Source organism: Tardiphaga sp. 215_C5_N2_1 (assembly GCF_052076055.1).
Taxonomy (GTDB): Bacteria; Pseudomonadota; Alphaproteobacteria; order Rhizobiales; family Xanthobacteraceae; genus Tardiphaga; species Tardiphaga robiniae.
The window spans coordinates 5,633,000-5,652,177 of record NZ_CP197240.1; the positions used below are offsets into that span (position 1 = coordinate 5,633,000).

Below are 19,178 nucleotides of genomic sequence, written 5' to 3' on the forward strand. Positions count from 1 at the left end.
CGCTGCGCGCCACCCTCCCCCGCAAGGGGGGAGGGAAGAAAGCACACCGCGAATAATTTCTATGGCGGTGTCGGATTGCGTCGATGCCGCTCGTCTTTGAGACATCGGTAGCTATTCGAACCACAGGACCATTTCATGCCCGTTTCCCGTACCGCGCTCTGGATCGGCCGCATTCTCAGCGGCCTCGTCATTCTCTTTCTTGTGATGGATGGCGGGATCAAGCTGGTGCCGATCAAGGAGGTTACCGAGACCATGCAGCAGCTCGGCTATAGCGGCAGTATGGCGCAGGCGCGCGGCCTTGGCGTTCTCACGCTGCTCTGCGCATTGTTTTACGCGACCCCGCGCACGTCCGTTTTCGGCGCCATTCTGCTCACCGGGCTGCTCGGTGGCGCGATGGCGACACATCTGCGCGTCGACAGCCCGCTGTTCACGCATCTGTTGTTTGGCTTTTACATCGGCGTGATGGCATGGGGTGGGCTGTACCTGCGCGATCCCGCTATGCGCGCGATGATCCCGATCCGAAACCAGAGTCTTTAACCGGAGGAAAGAACGATGCAGGTCAATCCCTATCTTCACTATAACGGCAATTGCGAAGAGGCCCTCAATTTCTATGTGAAGGCAATCGGGGCCAAGATCGACGTCATCATGCATGTGGAAGGCTCGCCCGCGGCGGAACAGATGCCGCCGTCGATGGCCAAGAAGGTGCTGCATGGCCAGATCTCGGTCGATGGCGAGGTCATCATGGCTTCGGACGCGCCGCCGGATTATTTCGAGAAGATGCAGGGCATGTCGGTAGCGCTGCAGATCAAGGATCCTGCTGATGGCGCCAAGGTGTTCGCGGCATTGTCCGAGGGCGGCACCATCAAGATGCCGTTCGGGCCCACGTTCTGGTCGAAGGGATTCGGCATGTGTGTCGATAAATTCGGTGCGCCCTGGATGATCAACTGCGCGATGGAGTGATGTGAGGCGTACGCCGCTTTCTTACCTCTCCCCGCACTTGCGCGGGGAGAGGTCGCGGCGGGTGAGGGGCGGGGCACGATGCCAACCGCTTGATTGGCGTGTAGGGTTCTCTTCCGCTACAAGGCGCCCCGTCAGATCATTGGTGTTGTGAGAGGCTGTGCCTTGCTCCTCATCTCAGCCGGCGTGTCACGATCAGCGATCGAAGATGCGTCGCGGCCACGTTGAACAAGAAAAGAAAATCCCATGTCCGCCTTTACCCGCAACGCCGTCGTGCTCGGCCTGTTGTCCGCCGTCGGTCCCTTCGCCATCGACATGTATCTGCCGGCGCTGCCCGCGATCACCGTCGATTTGCACACCACAACCTCGGCGACGCAGATGACGCTGATTGCGTTCTTCATCGCCTTCGGCCTGTGCCAGATCGCTTATGGTCCGCTGTCCGATGTCTACGGCCGCAAGGCGCCGCTTTATGCGGGTCTCGCGTTGTTCATCGCGGGCTCGATCGGTTGCGCGCTGGCACCGGGTGTGGCCTGGCTGATTGCGTTCCGCTTTGTCCAGGGTCTCGGCGCCGCCGCCATGGGCGTGATCCCGCGTGCCATCATCAGGGATCTGCACACCGGCCCTGAGGCGACCAGGCTGATGGCGTTGGTGATGCTGGTATTCTCGGTATCACCGATCCTCGCGCCGCTCGGCGGAAGTGCGCTGATCGTGCCATTCGGCTGGCGCGCCGTGTTCGTTGCAACGACCATCGCAGCCGTCATTGCTCTTGTGCTGGTGGCCTCGCTGCTGCCGGAAACGCGCCCCGCGCATGAGCGCATCTCGGGCAGTGTGCGCAATGTGCTCGGCAGCTTCGGCGAGCTGCTGCGCGACTGGCACTTTCTCGGGCTCACCTTCATCGGTGGCCTCGGCATGGCGAGCTTCTTCGCGTTCCTCGCGACATCGTCCTTTGTCTATATCGGTCACTACGGTCTGACGCCGACGCAATACAGCCTGGCCTTCTCGGTCAACGCCATCGGCTTCATCGGCGCCTCGCAATTCGCTGGCTATCTCGGTGGCCGCTTCGGCATGGGCCGCGTGGTGATGGCGGCGGTGTCGGCCTATGCGTTTTTCGCAGTCGTGCTGCTGGCGCTCACGCTGGCCGGCTTCACCAGCCTTGCCGTGCTGATTCCGCTGCTGTTCGTGTCCTTCGCCTTCCTCGGTCTGGTGATCCCGTCCACCATGGTGCTGTCGCTGGAGAACCACGGCCCCATCGCGGGCATCGCTTCCGCCCTGGGCGGCACGCTGCAGATGGTCACCGGTGGTCTGATGATCGGCGTGTCCGGCCTGTTCTTCGACGGCACCTCGCTGCCGATGGTCGCGACCATCGCCTGCACGGCGGTTGGTGCGCTTGCCGTCAGTATCGCCACGCTACGCCCGCGCGAACTTTCGCCGCAGCTTGCGGAGTAGTAAAACTGCTAGGCTGCGCGCCGACGGGGTCGAGGTGAGGATGGGACGAATGTCGTTCGGCCTGACATTTGCGGCAGCGATAGGCTCCGGCCTGATGGCCGGGCTGTTCTTCGTATTCTCGGTCACGGTGATGACCGCGCTCGGCAAGTTGCCGGCGCCGGCCGGTATTGCCGCGATGCAGTCGATCAACAGCACGATTCTCAGCCCGCTGTTCCTCACCGCTTTCATGGGCACGGTGCTGCTCTGCGTCGTCATCGCTGTGATCGCGGTGCTGAACTGGTCGCATCCGGCGTCACCCTATCTCGTCACGGGTGCACTGCTCTATACCGTCGGTACCTTCCTCGTCACCGTTGTCTTCAACGTGCCGCTGAACGACGCGCTCGCTGCCGCACCCGCCGACAGCGCCGAGACTGCAAGTCTGTGGACGCGCTATCTGTCGGTCTGGACCGGCTGGAACCACGTGCGCACGGTGGCATCCACCGGCGCGCTGGCCTTTTTTATGCTGGGGCTCCGCGTTCTCTAGAGCGTTTTCGAGCGAAGCGGGTGCCGGGCCTCAGAACCGATAGGTCGCGGTGCTCAGCAGCGTGCGGCCCATGCCGTAGAAGCAGTCGCCGAACGAGAGACAGGTGGCGATGTTGCGGGTGTCGGCAATATTGGTCGCATTGAACTGCAGCCGCCACGGGCCGTTGTCCCAGCGCACCATGGCATCGAACAGCGTGTAGTCCGGCGTGCGCAGCACGTCGATGCCGTCCCAGGATTCGCCGATGTAACGCACGCCGGCGCCGACGGTGACCTCTGGCAGGCCGAGCGAGGCCAGCCGATATTTGCCCCACAGAGACGCCTGCTGCTGCGGCACGCTGGCCACGCGCTTGCCGGCATTGTCGCCGGACTCGATCCGCGCGTCGGTATAGGCATAGGCGCCGATCAGGTCGAGATTGGGTGTGACGCTGGTCAGCACTTCCAGTTCGGCGCCCTTGATCCGCACCTGGCCGGTCTGGATCGAGAAGATCGGATTGGACGGGTCGCCCGACAGCCGGTTCTTCTCGGTGGTGTCGTAAAACCCGACATTGATCGCTGTGCCGGCGAACGGATTGTACTTGACGCCGACCTCATACTGCTCGCCGCGCACCGGCTTGCAGAACGTGGCGCAGGTGCCGGCGCCGAAGATCGGATTGAACGACTGTGCCCAGGACACATAGGGCGTGACGCCGAACGGCAATTCGTACATCAGCGCGGCGCGGCCGGTGGTGGCCCTGTCGTTCTGGGTGGGTAGTCCCTCGATACTATAGCTGACATAGTCCTGCCGCACGCCGAGCAGCGCGAGCCATGGTCCCAGCCGCATCTGGTCCTGCGCATAGAAGCCGGTCTGGCCCTGCTGTGCCTGCCGATCGTCGGTCAGCGAGGCCGAGAAACTGCTATAGACCGGCGCATACAGGTCGAACGGCCGCGGATCGAGGCCGCTGCCGCTGCGGGTTTTCTCGTGCAGGCCGAGATAGTCGATGCCCACCAGCACCTTGTGCGACACCGGTCCGGTCTGCAGCTTGATCTCCGCATTGCTGTCGGAGGTGAAGGCATCCTTCGCGGCCTGACGGGCGTAGTAGATCCGCTGCACGGTACGCCGGCCGGCATCGAGGAATGGATTGGTCGGGTTGGAATACAGGTCCGGATACATGATGGCGTAATCGCCGTCGGTGTGGCTGTAGCGGAAGCTCTGCTTGATCTTCAGCACATCGCCGAAGCTCTGCTCGTAGAGGCTGGTGACGCCGCCGGTGGTGATGTTGTAGCGATCGTAATTCGGTTCGCCGGCGAAGCGGTTGACCGGAATATAGCCGTTGGGGCCGGGCTTCAGCACGCCTTCGATGGGCAGGAAGGCGCTGAACGAGCTGGAACTGTCCTTCTGGTAGTTGCCGAGCACGGTCCAGGAGATATCATTGGTCGGGCGCCAGGTCAGCGACGGCGCCAGCAGGATGCGGTCGTTCGGCACGTAGTCGACCTGCGAGTTGGAGTCGCGCAATACGCCGACGAAGCGATACAACCACTCGCCATCCTTGGTCAGCTTGCCGGTGGAGTCCATCTGCAATTGCTTGCGGTCGAAGGAACCATACTGCACGCCGATCTCGTTGCGGGATTCGGCCTGCGGGCGCTTCGACACTTCGTTGAGTATGCCGCCGGTGGACGAGCCGCCATACAGCACGGACGATGGCCCGCGCAGCACCTCGATGCGCTCCAGCGCATAGGGATCGCGGCGCCATTCCAGCACCTGGCTGAGCCGCGAGCCCTGCATGCCGTCGAGATAGCGGCTCGGCTCCTGGCCGCGGATCAATGTGTAGTCGCCGCGCGCATCGCCGCCGAACGGATCGGCGGTCACGCCGGGCACATAGCGCAGGGTTTCCTGCACAGACAGGCCGCCCTGGTCGGTGATGCGATCGGCGGTCACGACCGAGATCGACTGCGGCGTTTCGCGGAGTGGCGTGTCGGTCTTGGTGCCGCCCATGCCGCGATTGGCGAGATAGCCCTGCACCGGCCCGGTGGCAGTTTCCGCGCGAACACCGGAAGCAGCGGTGGCAGCCGCAACCGGCGCATTGTTGCGCGCCGCAGCCTGGCGTGTTGCACGCGCGCGTGCCGTCGATGGGCGGGTCGCGCGCGCACGCGCGGCCTGTCGAACGGGTTGATCCACTACCACGGCAGGCAATGCAGTGCTGCCTTGCGGCGATTGCGCCTGCGATGGTGTCGTGATCAGCGCCAGCATCGGCAGTGCCGTCCCGACCAGCCATCCCAGATGTGTGGAAGATTTGAATGTCATTTGCCCGCACCCCATTACCAAGTGATGCAGGCGACTTATCACGCAGCGACGCAGCCGTAAGACGTCCGGGGCGTCATACAATTAGTCTGGAATTAGTATCTCTCTAAGTTGGCAAAGCTGCGCGATCGAATCGGCAGTCGTGCAATTGGATGCTGCTGCGCGTCATCCGGGCGCTGACCTTCGCTAGCCGTCGATGCCCTCGCGCCGCAGCGTCGGCAGGCCGATGCCTGTGGCGTCGAAACCGCCGTCGACCGCCAGCATCTGGCCGGTGATATAGCTCGACCGGTCGCTGCACAGGAAGAAGATCGCGTCGGCGAGCTCGTCCTCGCCGCCATAGCGATTCAGCGGAATCGCATCGTGATAATCGGCGCGGATCGCCGGCGTATGCACGGCCTTGGCCATCGCGGTTTCCACCGGGCCCGGCGCCACCGCATTGACGCGGATGCCGAGCAGCGCGAGTTCGACGGCGGACTGCTTGGTGAAGTGAATGATGCCGGCCTTGCTGGTGCCGTAGGCGACGCGCAGGGTGGACGCGCGCAGCGCCGAGATCGAGGCGATGTTGACGATGGCGCCGCCGCCATGCTCGCGCATCAAAGGGGCCGCCGCCTTGGTGCACAGGAACGGGCCGGTGAGGTTCACGGCCATGATGCGTTCCCATTCCGCCAGCGTCGTCTCGAGCAGAGGCTTGAAATTCGCGATGCCGGCATTGTTGACCAGTGCATCGAGCCGGCCGAAGCGGGCCTGCGTGGCGGCAAAGGCCTTGTCGACAGCAGCGGCGTCGGAGACATCCGTATGCAGCGCCAGCGTGTTGTCGGGATCGTTCAGCGCCTTGACGCTGGCGTCGAGCAGCTCGCGCTCGATATCCAGCAGCGCCACGCGATAGCCCTCGCCGAGAAAACGCTTGGCCACGGCAAGGCCGATGCCGCGTGCGGCGCCCGTGACGAGTGCAACCTTGCGAATCTGTTCCTTGCCGTCAGCCTTAGTCATGTCCTGCCCTGTGTCTTGATCACTTCAGGGCTGTTTAGAGAACGTGAGCGGCCGGGACAAGCCCGGCCACTCTTCGATCAGGTGACGATGTGCGGAGTTCAGAACCGATAGGTTGCAGAGCCCAGCACCGTCCGTCCCATGCCCGGAAAGCAATCGCCACGGGCAAGGCAGGTGGTCATGTGGCGCTTGTCGGCGAGGTTGCTGGCGTTGATTTGCAGCCGCCATGGACCGGTCTCGTATTTGATCATGGCATCGAACAGCGTGTAATCTGGCGTCTGCAGCGTATCGGTGCCGTCCCAGGAGGCGCCGACATAGCGCACGCCGCTGCCGATGGTCACCTCGCGCAGGCCGAGCGCGGACAGCCGATAGGTGCCCCACAGCGACGCCTGCTGCTCTGGCACGATCTCGACGTGTTTGCCGGCATTGTCGCCGCTCTCGACCTTGGCATCGAGATAAGTATAGGCGCCGATCAGGTTGAGGTCCGGCGTCACCTTGGTGATGACTTCCAGCTCGGCGCCGCGGATGCGGACCTGACCGGTCTGGATGGACAACAATGGATTGGTGGGGTCCGAGGCGAGCCGGTTCTTCTCGACAGTGTCGAAGATCGCGCCATTGATCGCGGTGCCCGGGAACGGATTGTATTTGAAACCGACCTCGTAGATCTCGCCGCGCTGCGCCTTGCAGATACCGGCGCAGACATTGGCACCGAATACCGGATTGAATGACGTCGCATAGGTCACATAGGGATTGAAGCCAAACGGCGTCTCATACATCAGGCTGGCGCGGCCGGTGGTTGCCCGCGTGTCCTCGTCGGGGCTGCCGACGACGCGATTGCCGACGAAATCCTGCCGGATGCCGAGGGTTGCGAGCCATGGACCCGCGCGGAGCTGGTCCTGCGCGTAGAGGCCGAGCTGGTTCTGCCGGACGCGCGGATCGTCGAACAGTTCGGGCGCGATCGTCGTCGTGTAGACCGGCGCATAGAGATCGAACGGAGTCGGATCGAAGGCGCTCCCGGTGCGGCTGCGTTCATTGATCTCGCGATAGTCGGCGCCCACCAGCACCTTGTGGCTGACCGGGCCGGTGAGGAACTTGAACTGCAGATTGTTGTCCATGGTGATCTGGTCGCGGGTTGTCTCCTGATTGTCCAGGAACCGCGCAACCGTCCGGCGATCGGGATCGAGGTAGGGGTTGGCGGGGTTCGAGAAGCTGTCCGAATAACCGGTGCGATAGATGCTCTCGATATGAGTGTAGCGCAGGTTCTGCGTGAACTTCACCGCGTCGTTGAAGGAATGCTCGAAGATGCTTCCGATGCCGGAGGTTTCGACCTGGTACAGATCGTAGCCGGGATAGCCGGTGAAACGGGTGATGGGAATGAGGCCGTTCGGGCCGGGATAGAGCATGCCTTCATGCGGCATGAAACCGGTCCCCGTGCTCGACTTGTCCTTCTGGTAGAAGCCCTGAATGGTCCAGTTGGTGTTGGTGGTCGGTCGCCAGGTGAGCGACGGGGCGAGCAGGATGCGGTCATCCGGCGTGAAATCGGTCTGCAAGTGACCGTCCCGGAACACGCCGACGAAACGATAGAGCCAGTCGCCGTCTTTGGTCAGCTTGCCGGTCGTGTCCAACTGGATCTGCTTGCGTCCGAAGTTGTCGAACTGCACGCCGATCTCATTGAAGCCTTCTGCTCGCGGCCGTTTCGAGATCAGGTTGATCAGGCCGGCCACCGAGGTGTCGCCATACAGCACGGAAGGGCCGCGAAACACCTCGACGCGCTCCAGCATGTAGGGGTCTTGCCGCCATTCGCCGAACTTGAAGGTGTTCACGACGCGGGTGCCATCGAGGAAGATGTTGGGGTCCTGACCGCGGACGCGCGGATAGTCGCCGCGCGAGTCCATGCCATAGGGGTCGGCGAGCACGCCGGGCACATAGCGTATGGCTTCCTGAACATTCGTGACCCCTTGATCGGTCATGCGGTCGGCGGTCACCACCGAGATCGATTGTGCGGTCTCGCGCAGCGGCGTGTCGGTCTTCATGCCGGTGGTGCTCTGCGCGGCGAGATAACCCTGGACCGGACCCGTGCCGGATTCGAAAGCCGCAGCAGCCGGAGCGGCGGTCGCGGCCGGCGCCGTCGACCCCCGCGCTGCAGTTCGACGGCTGGCGGCGGAGCGCGCCGCCCGCGACCGCTGCGGACGTGCCGGCGTGGCACGAGGTTTGGCCTGCTCGACAACGACGGGCGGAAGCTGGCTCTGGGCCTGCGTCGGAGCTTCGATCGCGAAGGTCATAAGAACTGCGACAGACGCTCCGAAGAGTCGCTGTGAGGTTTGGGAAATGGCCACGCTTACGCTCCTTAGCTAATTTTCAGCTAAGGCGGTAACGCGCGCGTGAGGCGGTGTGAACGGCAAACCATCGTTTCCACAGACCGCGAGTTTAGTATTGCTCCAGTTTGGAATTCCTTGATTGTTCCCGAGGCCCGGCTGCATGACTTCTGCGTCCGCCACATCGAAAAAGGGCCATGGGATGTCGGCAATAGAAAATCTCGTTCGTCCTGTGCACGGCGCCACCTGTCGGCGTCGTTTGCGAGCGATATCGTTCACCGATAGGAGGTTCCCTTGTCCCTCACATTGCATTTCCATCCGCTGTCGTCCTACTGCTGGAAGGCGCTGGTCGCGCTCTACGAGAACGACACGCCGTTCACGCCGCATATGGTCAATCTCGGCGACGAGGCCGAGCGCGCGGCGTTGTTGAAGCTGTGGCCGATCGGCAAATTCCCCGTGCTGCAGGACGATGCGCGCGGTGCGATCGTACCGGAGTCCTCCATTGTCATCGAGTTTCTCGACCGGCATTTTCCCGGCCGCACGCGTTTCATCCCCGATGGCGACGCCGGCCTGCAGATGCGGTTACGCGACCGCTTTTACGATCTCTATGTGCACACGCCGACGCAGAAGATCGTCGGCGACCGTCTGGTGCCGGCTGACAAGAAGGATCCGCATGGCGTCGCCATGGCGCGGGCCCAGCTCACCACGTCCTACGGCATGATCAACAGGCAGATGGCGACGAACGTGTGGGCGATGGGCACAGCGTTCACGCTCGCCGACTGTGCGGCTGCGCCGGCGCTCTATTACGCGAACAAGGTGCATCCGTTCGGAGACGCGCATCGCAACGTCTCCGCCTATCTCGGCCGGTTGCTGGCGCGTCCATCATTCGCACGGGTGGTGAAGGAGGCGGAGCCATACGCACACATGTTTCCGGAGGAGTGAGCATCATGAGTGCCGACAAGGCCAGGATCATCCTAGACTTGTTTGCAGCCTATCTGCGCAATGACCGCAAGGCCGTCGAAGATGCGTTCACGGACGACTTCACCTTTACGAGCCCGTTCGATGACGGGATCGACAAGGTGACCTATTTCGCCCGCTGCTGGCGTGTCGCCGACTGGATCGCGCAGCATGATCTCGAGCGTATCGCGGTCGATGGCGATACGGCTTTCGTGACCTATCGCTGCGTGGCGAAGGACGGCAGGAGCTTTCGCAACACCGAAGTCTTCGGCTTCGAGGGCGATCTCATCCGGTCGATCGATGTGTATTTCGGCGCGACATACAGGGATGGGGTATTCCAGAAGCAGGCGTCGTAAGGTCGCAATCATATGAGCGCGGACAAGATCCGAACCATCCATTCGGATCAACCGCTGATAGTTCCTCCACGCGAGAACTTCGCGTTCCGATCGACGAGGAAAACAACGAGGTCCGTTTCCTGGACGGCGGTAACGTTCATCTCGGCCTGATCCGCGGCAAGCATCAGCGCGGTATGTGTTCCGACGTCGTGCTGTCCCGCAGATACTCTGCCCTTAAAAATATAGAGCCAACGATCGAACCCGGGTTTGGACGGGAGGTCGATACTTCGACCCGCCGCAAGGTGGGTGTCGTACAAGTAGATGGCCTGACGTACGAAGGTCGGGGCGCCGGATCCTTTCGGTCCGGTCAGCAACCGCCATTGATCGTTTCGCTTGATCTCATCGAGTTGGACAAATTGAACGATCGGCTCTTCGTCTGCGGCCTCAGGCCGAACGAAAATCTGCAGCATTTCGATCTGGTCGTCTCCGACAACTCGTTCTTCATGATGAAAACCGCGGCCTGCGTTCATCACCATCAACCGGTCGGGCGATATAAGTTCACTCTTTCCGGCGGAGTCGGTGTGTTGCATGCGGCCTGCGCGCATGTAGCTTATGATCTCGTCATTGCGATGCTCGTGCATCCTCACGACGAGGCCGGTTGCAGCCGGGCGTGGTCGATAACGCCAAGCCCGCCGAAGCCTGCGTCGTTTGGCTGTCCCAGAGAGATGCCGGGATGGATGCGACGCAACTGGAATGGCCCTTGCGACCGCACCTGATGGCTTTCGGGTGAGACGACACCGATCCCTGCGATGGTTGGTGCTGAGGTCATGTTTTTTCTCCTTATCGCGTTTTCGAGCGAAGTGGATGCCGGTTCGCGTCAAGAAAACGCGTCAAACAAAAAGCTGGAGCTCGGTTCTGCTTCCATCAGAACCAATGAGGCTCCAGCTTCGGCGGGCGCGACGGCGTTACGGATTGATCGGCGGAAGCACTTCGGTGAACAGCAACTGGATGAGTTTTTGCCCATTGGGCGTGCCCCAGTTCTGAGCGAGCTCGGCGATCATCGTGTTGGTCGCTGTTAAAACAACGCCAGCATCCTGCATGCGCCGGCGGGACATATCCTCGGAGAGCTCGAATGGAGACCCCGAAGCATCCATGACCGCCTGGACGCTGTAGCCTTCGGTCACCGCATCGATCGCTGGGAAGACGAGGCAGACGTCGGTCGTGACACCGGCCATGATCAGATTCTTTCGTCCCGTCGCTTCCACCGCCGCCTTGAAGTTGACGTCGGTCCAGGCATTGACGATGCCTTCGCGCTTGACGCGCGCTTTGAAGGCGTCTGGCAGGATCTCCTGCAGCTCCGGCAACAGCGGCCCCTGCAGGCGATCTTCCTGGCTCGACGTCAGGACGGTCGGAATGTTCAGGATGCTCGCGGTTTTCGCCAGTGCCAGCGACATGCGCTTGGCCCGGGCGACGTCGATGTTCTTGATCAACTGCATCGTGCCGATCTGATGATCGATGAGCAGAAGCGCGGAATTTTCCGGGGTGAAGTACTTGGGCATGATCTGACCTGGTTTGGCTCAAAGAGCGTCATTGCTCGCCCATAAGTGTAGAAATGAAACAAAGCCTGCGGCAGGCTTGAAAAATAGCCTCATCATGTTTCATAAATGGAACATGGCAGTCTTCGGAGATTTCGACGGCCTTGCGCTGTTCACCCGTATCGTCGAGGCCGGAGGGCTCGCGGCCGCTGAGCGTGCGACGGGCATTCCGAAAGCGACGCTGTCCCGGCGACTCTCGGCGCTGGAAAATACCTTGAACGTTCGACTCGTCCGGCGAACGAAGAAGGGCGTCGTGCTCACAGAGCAGGGGCAGCAACTTTTCGAACGAAGCCGTGGGGCCTTCTCGCTCGCTGAAGAGGCGGTAGCCGAAGTTCAGGATGAACGCGCCGCACTGTCGGGCAACATTCGTCTTTCCTTGCCGCCCGATATCGCCACTGCAGTGCTTGCGCCTGCGTTGATCCGGTTCGGAGTCAGACATCCCGATGTCACGATCGAGATAACGCTTGCCGATCGCAGAGTGTCGCTGATTGAGGAAGGATATGATTTGGTGGTTCGGATGGGGCCGGTCGCGGACTCCGAACTCATCTTCAGGAGAATTGCCACCTTGCCGAGAGTGCTGATCGCCAGTCCGCGCTTTTTATCGGCACACCCCGGTTTGAACGAGCCGCAGGACGTCAGGGAAATTCCCGCACTTGCGATCCGTCGCGATCTGGTCGAATGGGACCTGCGAAACGACAAAGGCGTGACCGCGACTATCCATCCCAAAATCAGCTTTGCGGCCAACCGGCAGACGATATTGGTGGACGCCGCAATTGCGGGCCTCGGGATTGCCAACCTGCCATTCTTTTTGGTTGAAGCCGCGCTGAAATCCGGTGCGCTCGTCCGCGTCCTGACAGGTTGGGAGCCATCTCCTGTCGAAATGACGGCGCTGTGGCAAAAGGATAGGTTTAGCGGTCGCCTGATAAAGGCAATCGTGGCCGAATTCGCAGATGCGCTGAAAGATAATCGGGCGTCGCGCTAGTCGATCATTCGAAATGCTGTTGAGCGATCATTGCGTCCGGGAGAGCCACACGGGCGGCCAGTTGTGATCCGGTAATTGTAGAAGCCTGGACCAAGCCGATTGGGCAGCGGCATAGCCCAACTTCGCAGCGGGATTGCCGCTGACCATGGTTGAAGGAAAAAATCCATTGGTCGTGACGTCTGAAATAATTTCACCGATCATGTCGGACTGGCAAAAGCTGCTTCGTCATCCTTGCAGTCGAACCTTCCAACGGAGAGAGACCGATGCGTTTCATGGTGATCGTGCATGCGAACAAGGACACCGAAGCCGGCGTGATGCCGACGACGGAACTGCTGACCGCGATGGGCAAGTTCAATGAGGAGATGTGCAATGCCGGCGTGATGCAGGCCGGCGAGGGACTGCACCCGACATTGAAAGGCGCGCGGATCACCTTTACCGGCAGTGAGCCAGTGGTGAAGCAAGGGCCGTTCGATGTAACGCGCGATCTGATTGCCGGCTTCTGGCTGATCGACGTTGCCTCGAAGGACGAGGCGATCGCGTGGATGAAGCGCGCGCCGTTTGCGGCCGGCGACGAGATCGAGATCCGTCAGGTGTTTGCGGCCGAGGATTTCGGCGACGCCCTCACGCCCGAATTGCGCGAGAAGGAAGAGCGGCTGCGCGCGCAAGCCGCGAAGAAATAAGCGACGAGATCAATAGGGATAGTGACCATGCGATTCATGATGCTGATGATCCCCGGCGGCTATGAGACTGCGGCGCCGGGCACCGTGCCGGAGGATGTCGAGCGCGTCGCCGCGATGATGGCCTATAACAAGGCGCTGATGGACGCCGGTGTGCTGATCACCTGCGACGGACTGCACCCGCCATCTATGGGCGCGCGGGTGTCCTTTCCATCCGGCAAGCCGGTGGTGACCGACGGGCCGTTCGCGGAATCCAAGGAAGTGCTCGGCGGCTACTGGATGATCGACGTCGCCTCGCGCGATGAGGCCATCGCCTGGGCCAGTCGCTGCCCGGCGACGCCCAACGAGGTGATCGAGATCCGCCAGGTGCAGGAAATGGCCGATTATCCGGAGGACGTGCAGGCCGTCGCCTCGGGATTCGAGGAGATGCAGACCACCGCGAAGCGGCTCGGCTGAGGCAAATCACTGTGACGGGCATGAAACGGTCGTGTCGCAACACGGCCGCATGCCTGCCGCAGGATTTCCGCATGCGGCGGGCGTTGATTTGTTGAGGGAATTTGCGCCGGTCACACCGTTTTGGTGTGACCTTTTGGCCCGGCTCATGTTAAAGCCCTTCACATGAGCTGGCGCAAAGACAGCCGCGGCGAGCGCGGTTATCACCACGGAAATCTGAAAGAGGCCCTGCTGCAGGCGGCACTGGGGCTGATTGCGGAGAAGGGGCCTGCGGGCTTCACCTTCGCCGATGCCGCGCGCACGGCCGGCGTCAGCGCGGCCGCGCCCTATCGCCATTTCCGTGATCGCGACGATCTCCTCGCCAGCATCGCGCAGCGTGGCTTCGAGCAGTTCGAGCAGGTGCTGACGGCGGCGTGGGATGATGGCCGTCCGAATACGGTCACGGCTTTCGAGCGGATCGGCAAGGCGTATCTCGCTTTCGCCCGCACTGAACCGGCCTTCTATTCGGCGATGTTCGAATCCGGAATCCCCGTAGATTCCAGTCCTGAACTGGCCGCGGCGGGAGAACGTGCCTTCGGTGTGATCCGTGCGGCGGCAGAACGTTTGGCCGCCTTGACGCCGCCCGGTGTGACGCGTCCGCCGGCGATGATGATGGCGCTGCATATCTGGTCGCTGGCGCACGGCGTGGCCTCGCTGTTCGGCCGCGGCGATGCCGCGCGGCGCAAATTGCCGATGTCGCCGGACGACCTGCTGGAGGCCGGTGCGCTGATTTATTTGCGCGGACTGGGCTTTCCAACCGACCAAAACGTCCACAAGTCCGACACATCTACAGCGCCCAAATCGGGTCCTTGGGGAACCACCCCAAAATAATTCGTGGCGCTCCCCTTGCGGTCGCCTTGACAAAATCCGGCCGTGAGCTACGTATGTAAATGTTATTTACATTCACAAGCGGCATGGTGCCGCTGATGGAGAGGAAAATGGCCAACGCTGCAGATTACAATCGATGGGGTCCACCCGCCGATGATCGGGTGTCCTACCAGATGCGCTCACCATGGCACATCGTATTGATCGTGCTCGGTTTTATCATCTGGTGGCCGGTTGGCCTCGCACTTCTCTTCTTCACACTCGGGAGCAGAAAAATGGGTTGCTGGGATCGTAACGGCCGTTTCGAGAACAAGATGGAGCGGATGCAGTACAAGATGGAGCGCATGCGCAACCGCATGGAGCGCTCTGGCTTCGGATCGGGCTTCGGCTTCGGCCCGCCGACCTCGGGCAACCGCGCTTTCGACGAATATCGCGTCGAAACCCTGCGCCGCCTTGAGGAAGAACAGCACGAGTTCAAGAACTTCCTCGATCGCCTGCGTCACGCCAAGGACAAGGAAGAGTTCGACCAGTTCATGGCGCAGCACCGCCCAAAGCCGACCCCGCCATCGGATAACAATCAGCCGCAGGGCTAACAGCCCCAAACTGATAGGCGTCAGGCGGTAGCGCCCCCTTCGCCCGATGCCGACATCGCCGCCCGTCTGATCATTCAGGCGGGCGGTTTTGCTTTGTCACGAGCCCTTCACGAACAAGCGAATACCGCTTCATTTCTCGGCCAAAACACGCTTTGGTAACTCCGCATTAACCATGACTGGCGTCTGGTAAAAGCCGCAGAAACGCGTGCAAGCCCTTGTTTTGACATGTTGGCAGGGAATTTAGGGCTCGGCTTCGGACAAGCCCTCCATGCGACACAACAGAACATTGCACTGGCGTTCCGCGCCGCGCGCGATGCGTGGCCGCGGCACCAGCGATGAGCAAGTCGCTGGCAAATTGAGGATTTTTGCGTTGAGAGGATACCGTTCATGAATCCGGCCGATGTGGCGCAGTCAGCCCTGCCGCTGGCTTCATCCGACGTTTCGCTGATCGCGCTGTTCCTGCAGGCCCACTGGATCGTGAAAGCGGTCATGCTGGGACTGCTGGGCTGTTCGGTGTGGGTCTGGGCGATCGCGATCGACAAGATGTTCCTGTATGCGCGCACACGCCGCGCAATGGACCGGTTCGAGCAGGCCTTCTGGTCCGGCGAGTCCATCGAGGATCTGTACCGCGCGCTGTCCGCCAAGCCGACGCAGTCGATGGCGGCGTGTTTCGTCGCAGCCATGCGCGAATGGAAGCGGTCGTTCGAAAGCCAGGCGCGCTCCTTCACCGGTCTGCAGATGCGCATCGACAAGGTGATGAACGTTTCCATCGCCCGCGAGGTCGAGCGCCTCGAGCGCCGCCTTCTGGTGCTGGCGACCGTCGGTTCGGCCGGCCCCTTCGTCGGCCTGTTCGGCACCGTCTGGGGCATCATGTCGAGCTTCCAGGCGATCGCGGCGTCCAAGAACACATCGCTGGCGGTGGTCGCGCCGGGCATCGCCGAAGCGCTGTTCGCCACGGCCATCGGCCTTATCGCCGCCATCCCGGCGACTATTTTCTACAACAAATTCACGTCAGAAGTGAACAAACAGGCCCAGCGCCTGGAGGGGTTTGCCGACGAGTTTTCAGCGATCCTGTCGCGCCAGATCGACGAGCGCGTCTGATGGGTGACGAATTGAACCTTGAAGTGAGCACCCTGTCATGGGGATGAATATGGGCTCGGGCGGTGGTGGCGGAGGTCGGCGCGGGCGCCGGCGTGCTGCCGTCATGGCCGAGATCAACGTCACCCCGATGGTCGACGTCATGCTCGTGTTGATGATCATCTTCATGGTGTCGGCGCCGCTGATGACCTCGACCATCGATATCGACCTGCCGATCGCGAGCGGCGGCAAGTCGATATCGCAGAATGCTCCGCCGCTCACCGTGTCGGTGAAGCGCACCGGCGGTGGCTGTAATTCGGCGGTCGAAATGTATGTCGGCGACGCCCTGGTGCCGGTGAGTGAGCTCGACGCCAAGATCAAGGCGATCCGGGCGACGCGTTCGGAGACAGACAACACCGTGTTTCTCCGTGGTGACAAGGACGTCTGTTACACGGACATGATGAAATTGCTCGGCACTGTTCGCTCTGCCGGATTCAAGGCCAATATCGTGATCCTGCCGGAGCAGGGGACGTAAGCTCGTGGAACAGCCGGGTGATCTGGGCAGGAGCAGGATTGGAAATCTGATCGTGAAGGTCGACAAGACACTCATCGCATCGGTAGCCCTGCACGTCATCGTGATCGGGTGGGGACTTCTCACGTTCTCTTCCAAGGCATTGGAAGTGATGCCGGAGGATTCCGTCGGGGTCGACATCAGCGTCGAAAGCCAGTCCATGGTCGGTCAAAAGACCGGCAAGAAGGAAAATCCGAAGCCGAAAGTGGAGAAGGTCGCCGAGGCCAAGCCGCCGGTCGAGGATACCGTCGGCAAGATCGACGACAAGAAGCCGCCGGTGATCACCGAGACGGCGCCGAAGGAACAGCCGAAAACTGACGAGAAAGCGGCGGCCGAAGCGGCGAAGGCGGAGGCTGCGGCAAAAGCCGAGGCTGCAGCGAAAGCCGCGGCCGATGCCAAGGCAAAGGCAGAAGCCAAAGCGGCGGCGGTTGCCGACGCCAAGGCAGAGGCTGAAGCGAAGGCCGAGGCTGACGCCAAGGCGCAGGCGGAAGCCAAGGCGAAGGCCGAAGCGCAAGCCAAGGCTAAAGCAGAAGCCAAAGCGAAGGCTGAGGCCAAAGCCAAGGCTGATGCCGAAGCGAAAGCCAAGGCCGAAGCACAGGCCAAGGCAGCAGAGGCCAAGAAGGCCGAGCGCGTGTTCGATCAGTCAAAGATCGCGGCGCTGATCGATAAGCGCGATCCGACCCGGAATTCGGTGACGGGGTCCGACCTCAATCCGAACGAGGCTCTGGGTTTGGCGAAAGGCAATGCGAGCAACAACGTCGCCACTTGGGGCGCAATGTTCAAGTCGCAGGTCGAGCGCTGCTGGAAGAAGCCCTATGGCGGCATCGAAGCGCAGATGACCGAGTCGATTTTCAGCGTCAAGCTGAAGCGTGACGGGTCGTTGGAAACGACGCCGGTTGCCATCAGCAATCCAACGACGCCGTATTTCCGCGTCTATCAGGAGAGCGCACTGCGTGCGATTATCGAATGTGCGCCGTATAAACTGCCTACGGCGTTTTTTGACGAATGGAAGTTTTTCGAACCCGTTTTCACCGAACGACGGTCATGAGCACGTCACTCCTGGTGACGATCACGAATACCGAGCAAAGCCCGCAATAATGACCGACAAGAATGGATTGCCCCCGATGTTGTTTCGCCCAAGTCGCCGACAGATCATCACAGGAATGGCGGCGACCGGTCTGCTGATGGGCACCAGCGTGCGAACTGCCTTCGGGCAGGCGCGCGTGCAGATCACGGAAGGCAATGTCGCGCCGCTGCCTATCGCAATCCCCAATTTCTCCGCCGGCACTGGCGCGGACAATGAGGTGAGCGTCGGCGTCTCGCAGGTCATCACCAACAATCTCAAGCGCAGCGGTCTGTTCGCGCCGATCGATCCGGCAGCCTTCGTCGAGAAGGCGATCAATATCGACGCGCCGCCGAACTTCGTGAACTGGAAGACCGTCAATGCGCAGGCGCTGGTGACTGGCCGCATGACCCGGCAGGGCGATGGTCGCCTGAAGGCCGAATTCCGGCTGTGGGACGTCGCCACCGGTCAGCAATTGGCTGGCCAGCAATATTTCACCTCGCCGGAATACTGGCGTCGTATCGCCCACATCATTTCTGACCAGATCTATGAGCGCCTGACCGGCGAAAAGGGCTATTTCGACAGCCGCGTGGTCTTCGTTGACGAGACGGGCTCCAAGGAGCGTCGCGTGAAGCGACTGGCGCTGATGGATCAGGACGGCGCCAATGTGCGTTACCTGACGCGCGGGGCGGATCTGGTGCTGACGCCGCGGTTCTCGCCGTCTACGCAAGAGATCACCTATATGGAATTCGGTCAGGGTGATCCCAAGGTCTATCTCTTCAATATCGAGACAGGCCAGCGTGAGGTTGTCGGCAACTTCCCGGGCATGTCGTTCTCGCCGCGTTTCTCGCCGGATGGCCAGCGCGTCATCATGAGCCTGCAGCAGGGTGGCAATTCCAACCTGTTCGTCATGGACCTGCGGTCGAAATCGACGACGCGACTCACCGACACGCCGGCAATCGACACCTCGCCGTCCTACTCACCGGATGGCTCTAAGATCTGCTTTGAATCGGATCGTGGCGGCAAGCCGCAGATCTATACGATGGCGGCAACCGGCGGCGGTGCCCAGCGCATCTCGTTCGGCGAAGGCAGCTACTCGACCCCGGTCTGGTCGCCACGCGGCGACTATATCGCCTTCACCAAGCAGGGTGGTGGTCAGTTCTCGATCGGCATCATGAAGCCCGACGGGTCCGGTGAACGGCTGCTGACGTCCGGCTATCATAATGAGGGTCCGACCTTCGCGCCCAATGGCCGCGTGATCATGTTCTTCCGCGATACGGGCGGGGGCCCGTCACTGTTTACGGTCGACGTGTCCGGCCGCAACGAGCTCAAGGTCCCGACCCCCGGCTTCGCGTCCGACCCGGCCTGGTCGCCGTTGCTATCGTAAACAAACGATTGGCGGCGACGGGCGGATTACCGGCTATTCCCGGCAAACTTTGCCCACCGCGCTGAAATCACGAGCAGATTTGCTGTTTATGCGAATGCGTAAACAGTTCGCTAACGATG

At 61.6% G+C, this 19,178-nt stretch carries 21 protein-coding genes; 15 read left to right on the forward strand and 6 right to left on the reverse strand.

What is annotated here, in order from left to right:
• Nucleotides 1-135: 135 nt before the first annotated feature.
• The 4 genes from AB7828_RS26740 to AB7828_RS26755 all read left to right on the forward strand — a co-directional run bounded on the left by AB7828_RS26740 (nt 136) and on the right by AB7828_RS26755 (nt 2,926).
• Nucleotides 136-537, forward strand: a complete 402-nt coding sequence (locus tag AB7828_RS26740) for a DoxX family protein (RefSeq protein ID WP_231077992.1) — start codon at nt 136-138, stop codon at nt 535-537.
• Between the two features lie 15 nt (nt 538-552).
• Nucleotides 553-960, forward strand: coding sequence for a VOC family protein (locus AB7828_RS26745; RefSeq protein WP_175366413.1), 408 nt, complete (start codon nt 553-555; stop codon nt 958-960).
• A 243-nt stretch (nt 961-1,203) separates the two neighbouring features.
• Nucleotides 1,204-2,403, forward strand: a complete 1,200-nt coding sequence (locus AB7828_RS26750) for a multidrug effflux MFS transporter (protein ID WP_441231632.1) — start codon at nt 1,204-1,206, stop codon at nt 2,401-2,403.
• A 40-nt stretch (nt 2,404-2,443) separates the two neighbouring features.
• Nucleotides 2,444-2,926, forward strand: coding sequence for an anthrone oxygenase family protein (locus tag AB7828_RS26755; RefSeq protein ID WP_441231633.1), 483 nt, complete (start codon nt 2,444-2,446; stop codon nt 2,924-2,926).
• A gap of 30 nt (nt 2,927-2,956) precedes the next feature.
• Here the strand turns inward: AB7828_RS26755 and AB7828_RS26760 are convergent, their stop codons facing one another.
• The 3 genes from AB7828_RS26760 to AB7828_RS26770 all read right to left on the reverse strand — a co-directional run bounded on the left by AB7828_RS26760 (nt 2,957) and on the right by AB7828_RS26770 (nt 8,472).
• A complete protein-coding gene (locus AB7828_RS26760; protein WP_441231634.1) occupies nt 2,957-5,206 on the reverse strand; it encodes a TonB-dependent siderophore receptor in 2,250 nt (749 codons plus the stop codon).
• A 183-nt stretch (nt 5,207-5,389) separates the two neighbouring features.
• The gene (locus AB7828_RS26765; protein ID WP_441231635.1) at nt 5,390-6,193 is read right to left on the reverse strand and encodes an SDR family NAD(P)-dependent oxidoreductase; all 804 of its coding nucleotides are present in this window, start codon (nt 6,191-6,193) and stop codon (nt 5,390-5,392) included.
• 98 nt (nt 6,194-6,291) lie between these two features.
• Nucleotides 6,292-8,472 carry a TonB-dependent siderophore receptor gene (locus AB7828_RS26770; protein WP_441231636.1) on the reverse strand — a complete coding sequence of 727 codons (2,181 nt, stop codon included), beginning with the start codon at nt 8,470-8,472 and terminating at the stop codon, nt 6,292-6,294.
• A 327-nt stretch (nt 8,473-8,799) separates the two neighbouring features.
• Between AB7828_RS26770 and AB7828_RS26775 the strand changes: the two genes are divergently transcribed.
• Together AB7828_RS26775 and AB7828_RS26780 are read left to right on the forward strand one after the other, a co-directional pair.
• Nucleotides 8,800-9,447, forward strand: coding sequence for a glutathione S-transferase family protein (locus AB7828_RS26775; RefSeq protein ID WP_441231637.1), 648 nt, complete (start codon nt 8,800-8,802; stop codon nt 9,445-9,447).
• A 5-nt stretch (nt 9,448-9,452) separates the two neighbouring features.
• Complete coding sequence (locus AB7828_RS26780; protein WP_441231638.1) at nt 9,453-9,818, forward strand: nuclear transport factor 2 family protein; 366 nt, start codon at nt 9,453-9,455, stop codon at nt 9,816-9,818.
• 47 nt (nt 9,819-9,865) lie between these two features.
• Here AB7828_RS26780 and AB7828_RS26785 read toward each other — a convergent pair whose 3' ends face one another.
• The 3 genes from AB7828_RS26785 to AB7828_RS26795 form a co-directional block, all read right to left on the reverse strand.
• Nucleotides 9,866-10,402: a pirin family protein gene (locus tag AB7828_RS26785; RefSeq protein ID WP_441231639.1), complete on the reverse strand. Its 537-nt coding sequence runs from the start codon at nt 10,400-10,402 to the stop codon at nt 9,866-9,868.
• 38 nt (nt 10,403-10,440) lie between these two features.
• The gene (locus tag AB7828_RS26790; protein ID WP_441231640.1) at nt 10,441-10,626 is read right to left on the reverse strand and encodes a hypothetical protein; all 186 of its coding nucleotides are present in this window, start codon (nt 10,624-10,626) and stop codon (nt 10,441-10,443) included.
• Between the two features lie 136 nt (nt 10,627-10,762).
• Entirely contained in the window at nt 10,763-11,356 is a 594-nt protein-coding gene (locus AB7828_RS26795) for an isochorismatase family protein (RefSeq protein ID WP_093759408.1), read from the reverse strand.
• A 31-nt stretch (nt 11,357-11,387) separates the two neighbouring features.
• On the opposite strand from AB7828_RS26795, the gene AB7828_RS26800 reads away from it, so the two are divergent.
• The 9 genes from AB7828_RS26800 to tolB all read left to right on the forward strand — a co-directional run bounded on the left by AB7828_RS26800 (nt 11,388) and on the right by tolB (nt 19,059).
• Complete coding sequence (locus AB7828_RS26800; protein WP_441231641.1) at nt 11,388-12,374, forward strand: LysR family transcriptional regulator; 987 nt, start codon at nt 11,388-11,390, stop codon at nt 12,372-12,374.
• Between the two features lie 263 nt (nt 12,375-12,637).
• Nucleotides 12,638-13,054, forward strand: a complete 417-nt coding sequence (locus AB7828_RS26805; protein ID WP_441231642.1) for a YciI family protein — start codon at nt 12,638-12,640, stop codon at nt 13,052-13,054.
• A 27-nt stretch (nt 13,055-13,081) separates the two neighbouring features.
• Nucleotides 13,082-13,507 (forward strand): YciI family protein, encoded by a 426-nt coding sequence (locus AB7828_RS26810; protein WP_089261981.1) that lies wholly within the window; start codon nt 13,082-13,084, stop codon nt 13,505-13,507.
• A 162-nt stretch (nt 13,508-13,669) separates the two neighbouring features.
• Nucleotides 13,670-14,374: a TetR/AcrR family transcriptional regulator gene (locus AB7828_RS26815; protein WP_441231643.1), complete on the forward strand. Its 705-nt coding sequence runs from the start codon at nt 13,670-13,672 to the stop codon at nt 14,372-14,374.
• Between the two features lie 107 nt (nt 14,375-14,481).
• Entirely contained in the window at nt 14,482-14,961 is a 480-nt protein-coding gene (locus AB7828_RS26820) for a DUF2852 domain-containing protein (RefSeq protein WP_089263604.1), read from the forward strand.
• Between the two features lie 387 nt (nt 14,962-15,348).
• A complete protein-coding gene (gene tolQ, locus AB7828_RS26825; RefSeq protein ID WP_089261977.1) occupies nt 15,349-16,062 on the forward strand; it encodes a protein TolQ in 714 nt (237 codons plus the stop codon).
• Between the two features lie 37 nt (nt 16,063-16,099).
• On the forward strand, nt 16,100-16,573 hold the full coding sequence (locus AB7828_RS26830) for a biopolymer transporter ExbD (protein WP_093759405.1): 474 nt from the start codon (nt 16,100-16,102) through the stop codon (nt 16,571-16,573).
• 52 nt (nt 16,574-16,625) lie between these two features.
• Nucleotides 16,626-17,657, forward strand: a complete 1,032-nt coding sequence (tolA, locus tag AB7828_RS26835; RefSeq protein ID WP_439062280.1) for a cell envelope integrity protein TolA — start codon at nt 16,626-16,628, stop codon at nt 17,655-17,657.
• Between the two features lie 76 nt (nt 17,658-17,733).
• Nucleotides 17,734-19,059 (forward strand): Tol-Pal system beta propeller repeat protein TolB, encoded by a 1,326-nt coding sequence (gene tolB / locus AB7828_RS26840; RefSeq protein WP_441231644.1) that lies wholly within the window; start codon nt 17,734-17,736, stop codon nt 19,057-19,059.
• The last annotated feature ends 119 nt before the right edge of the window (nt 19,060-19,178 follow it).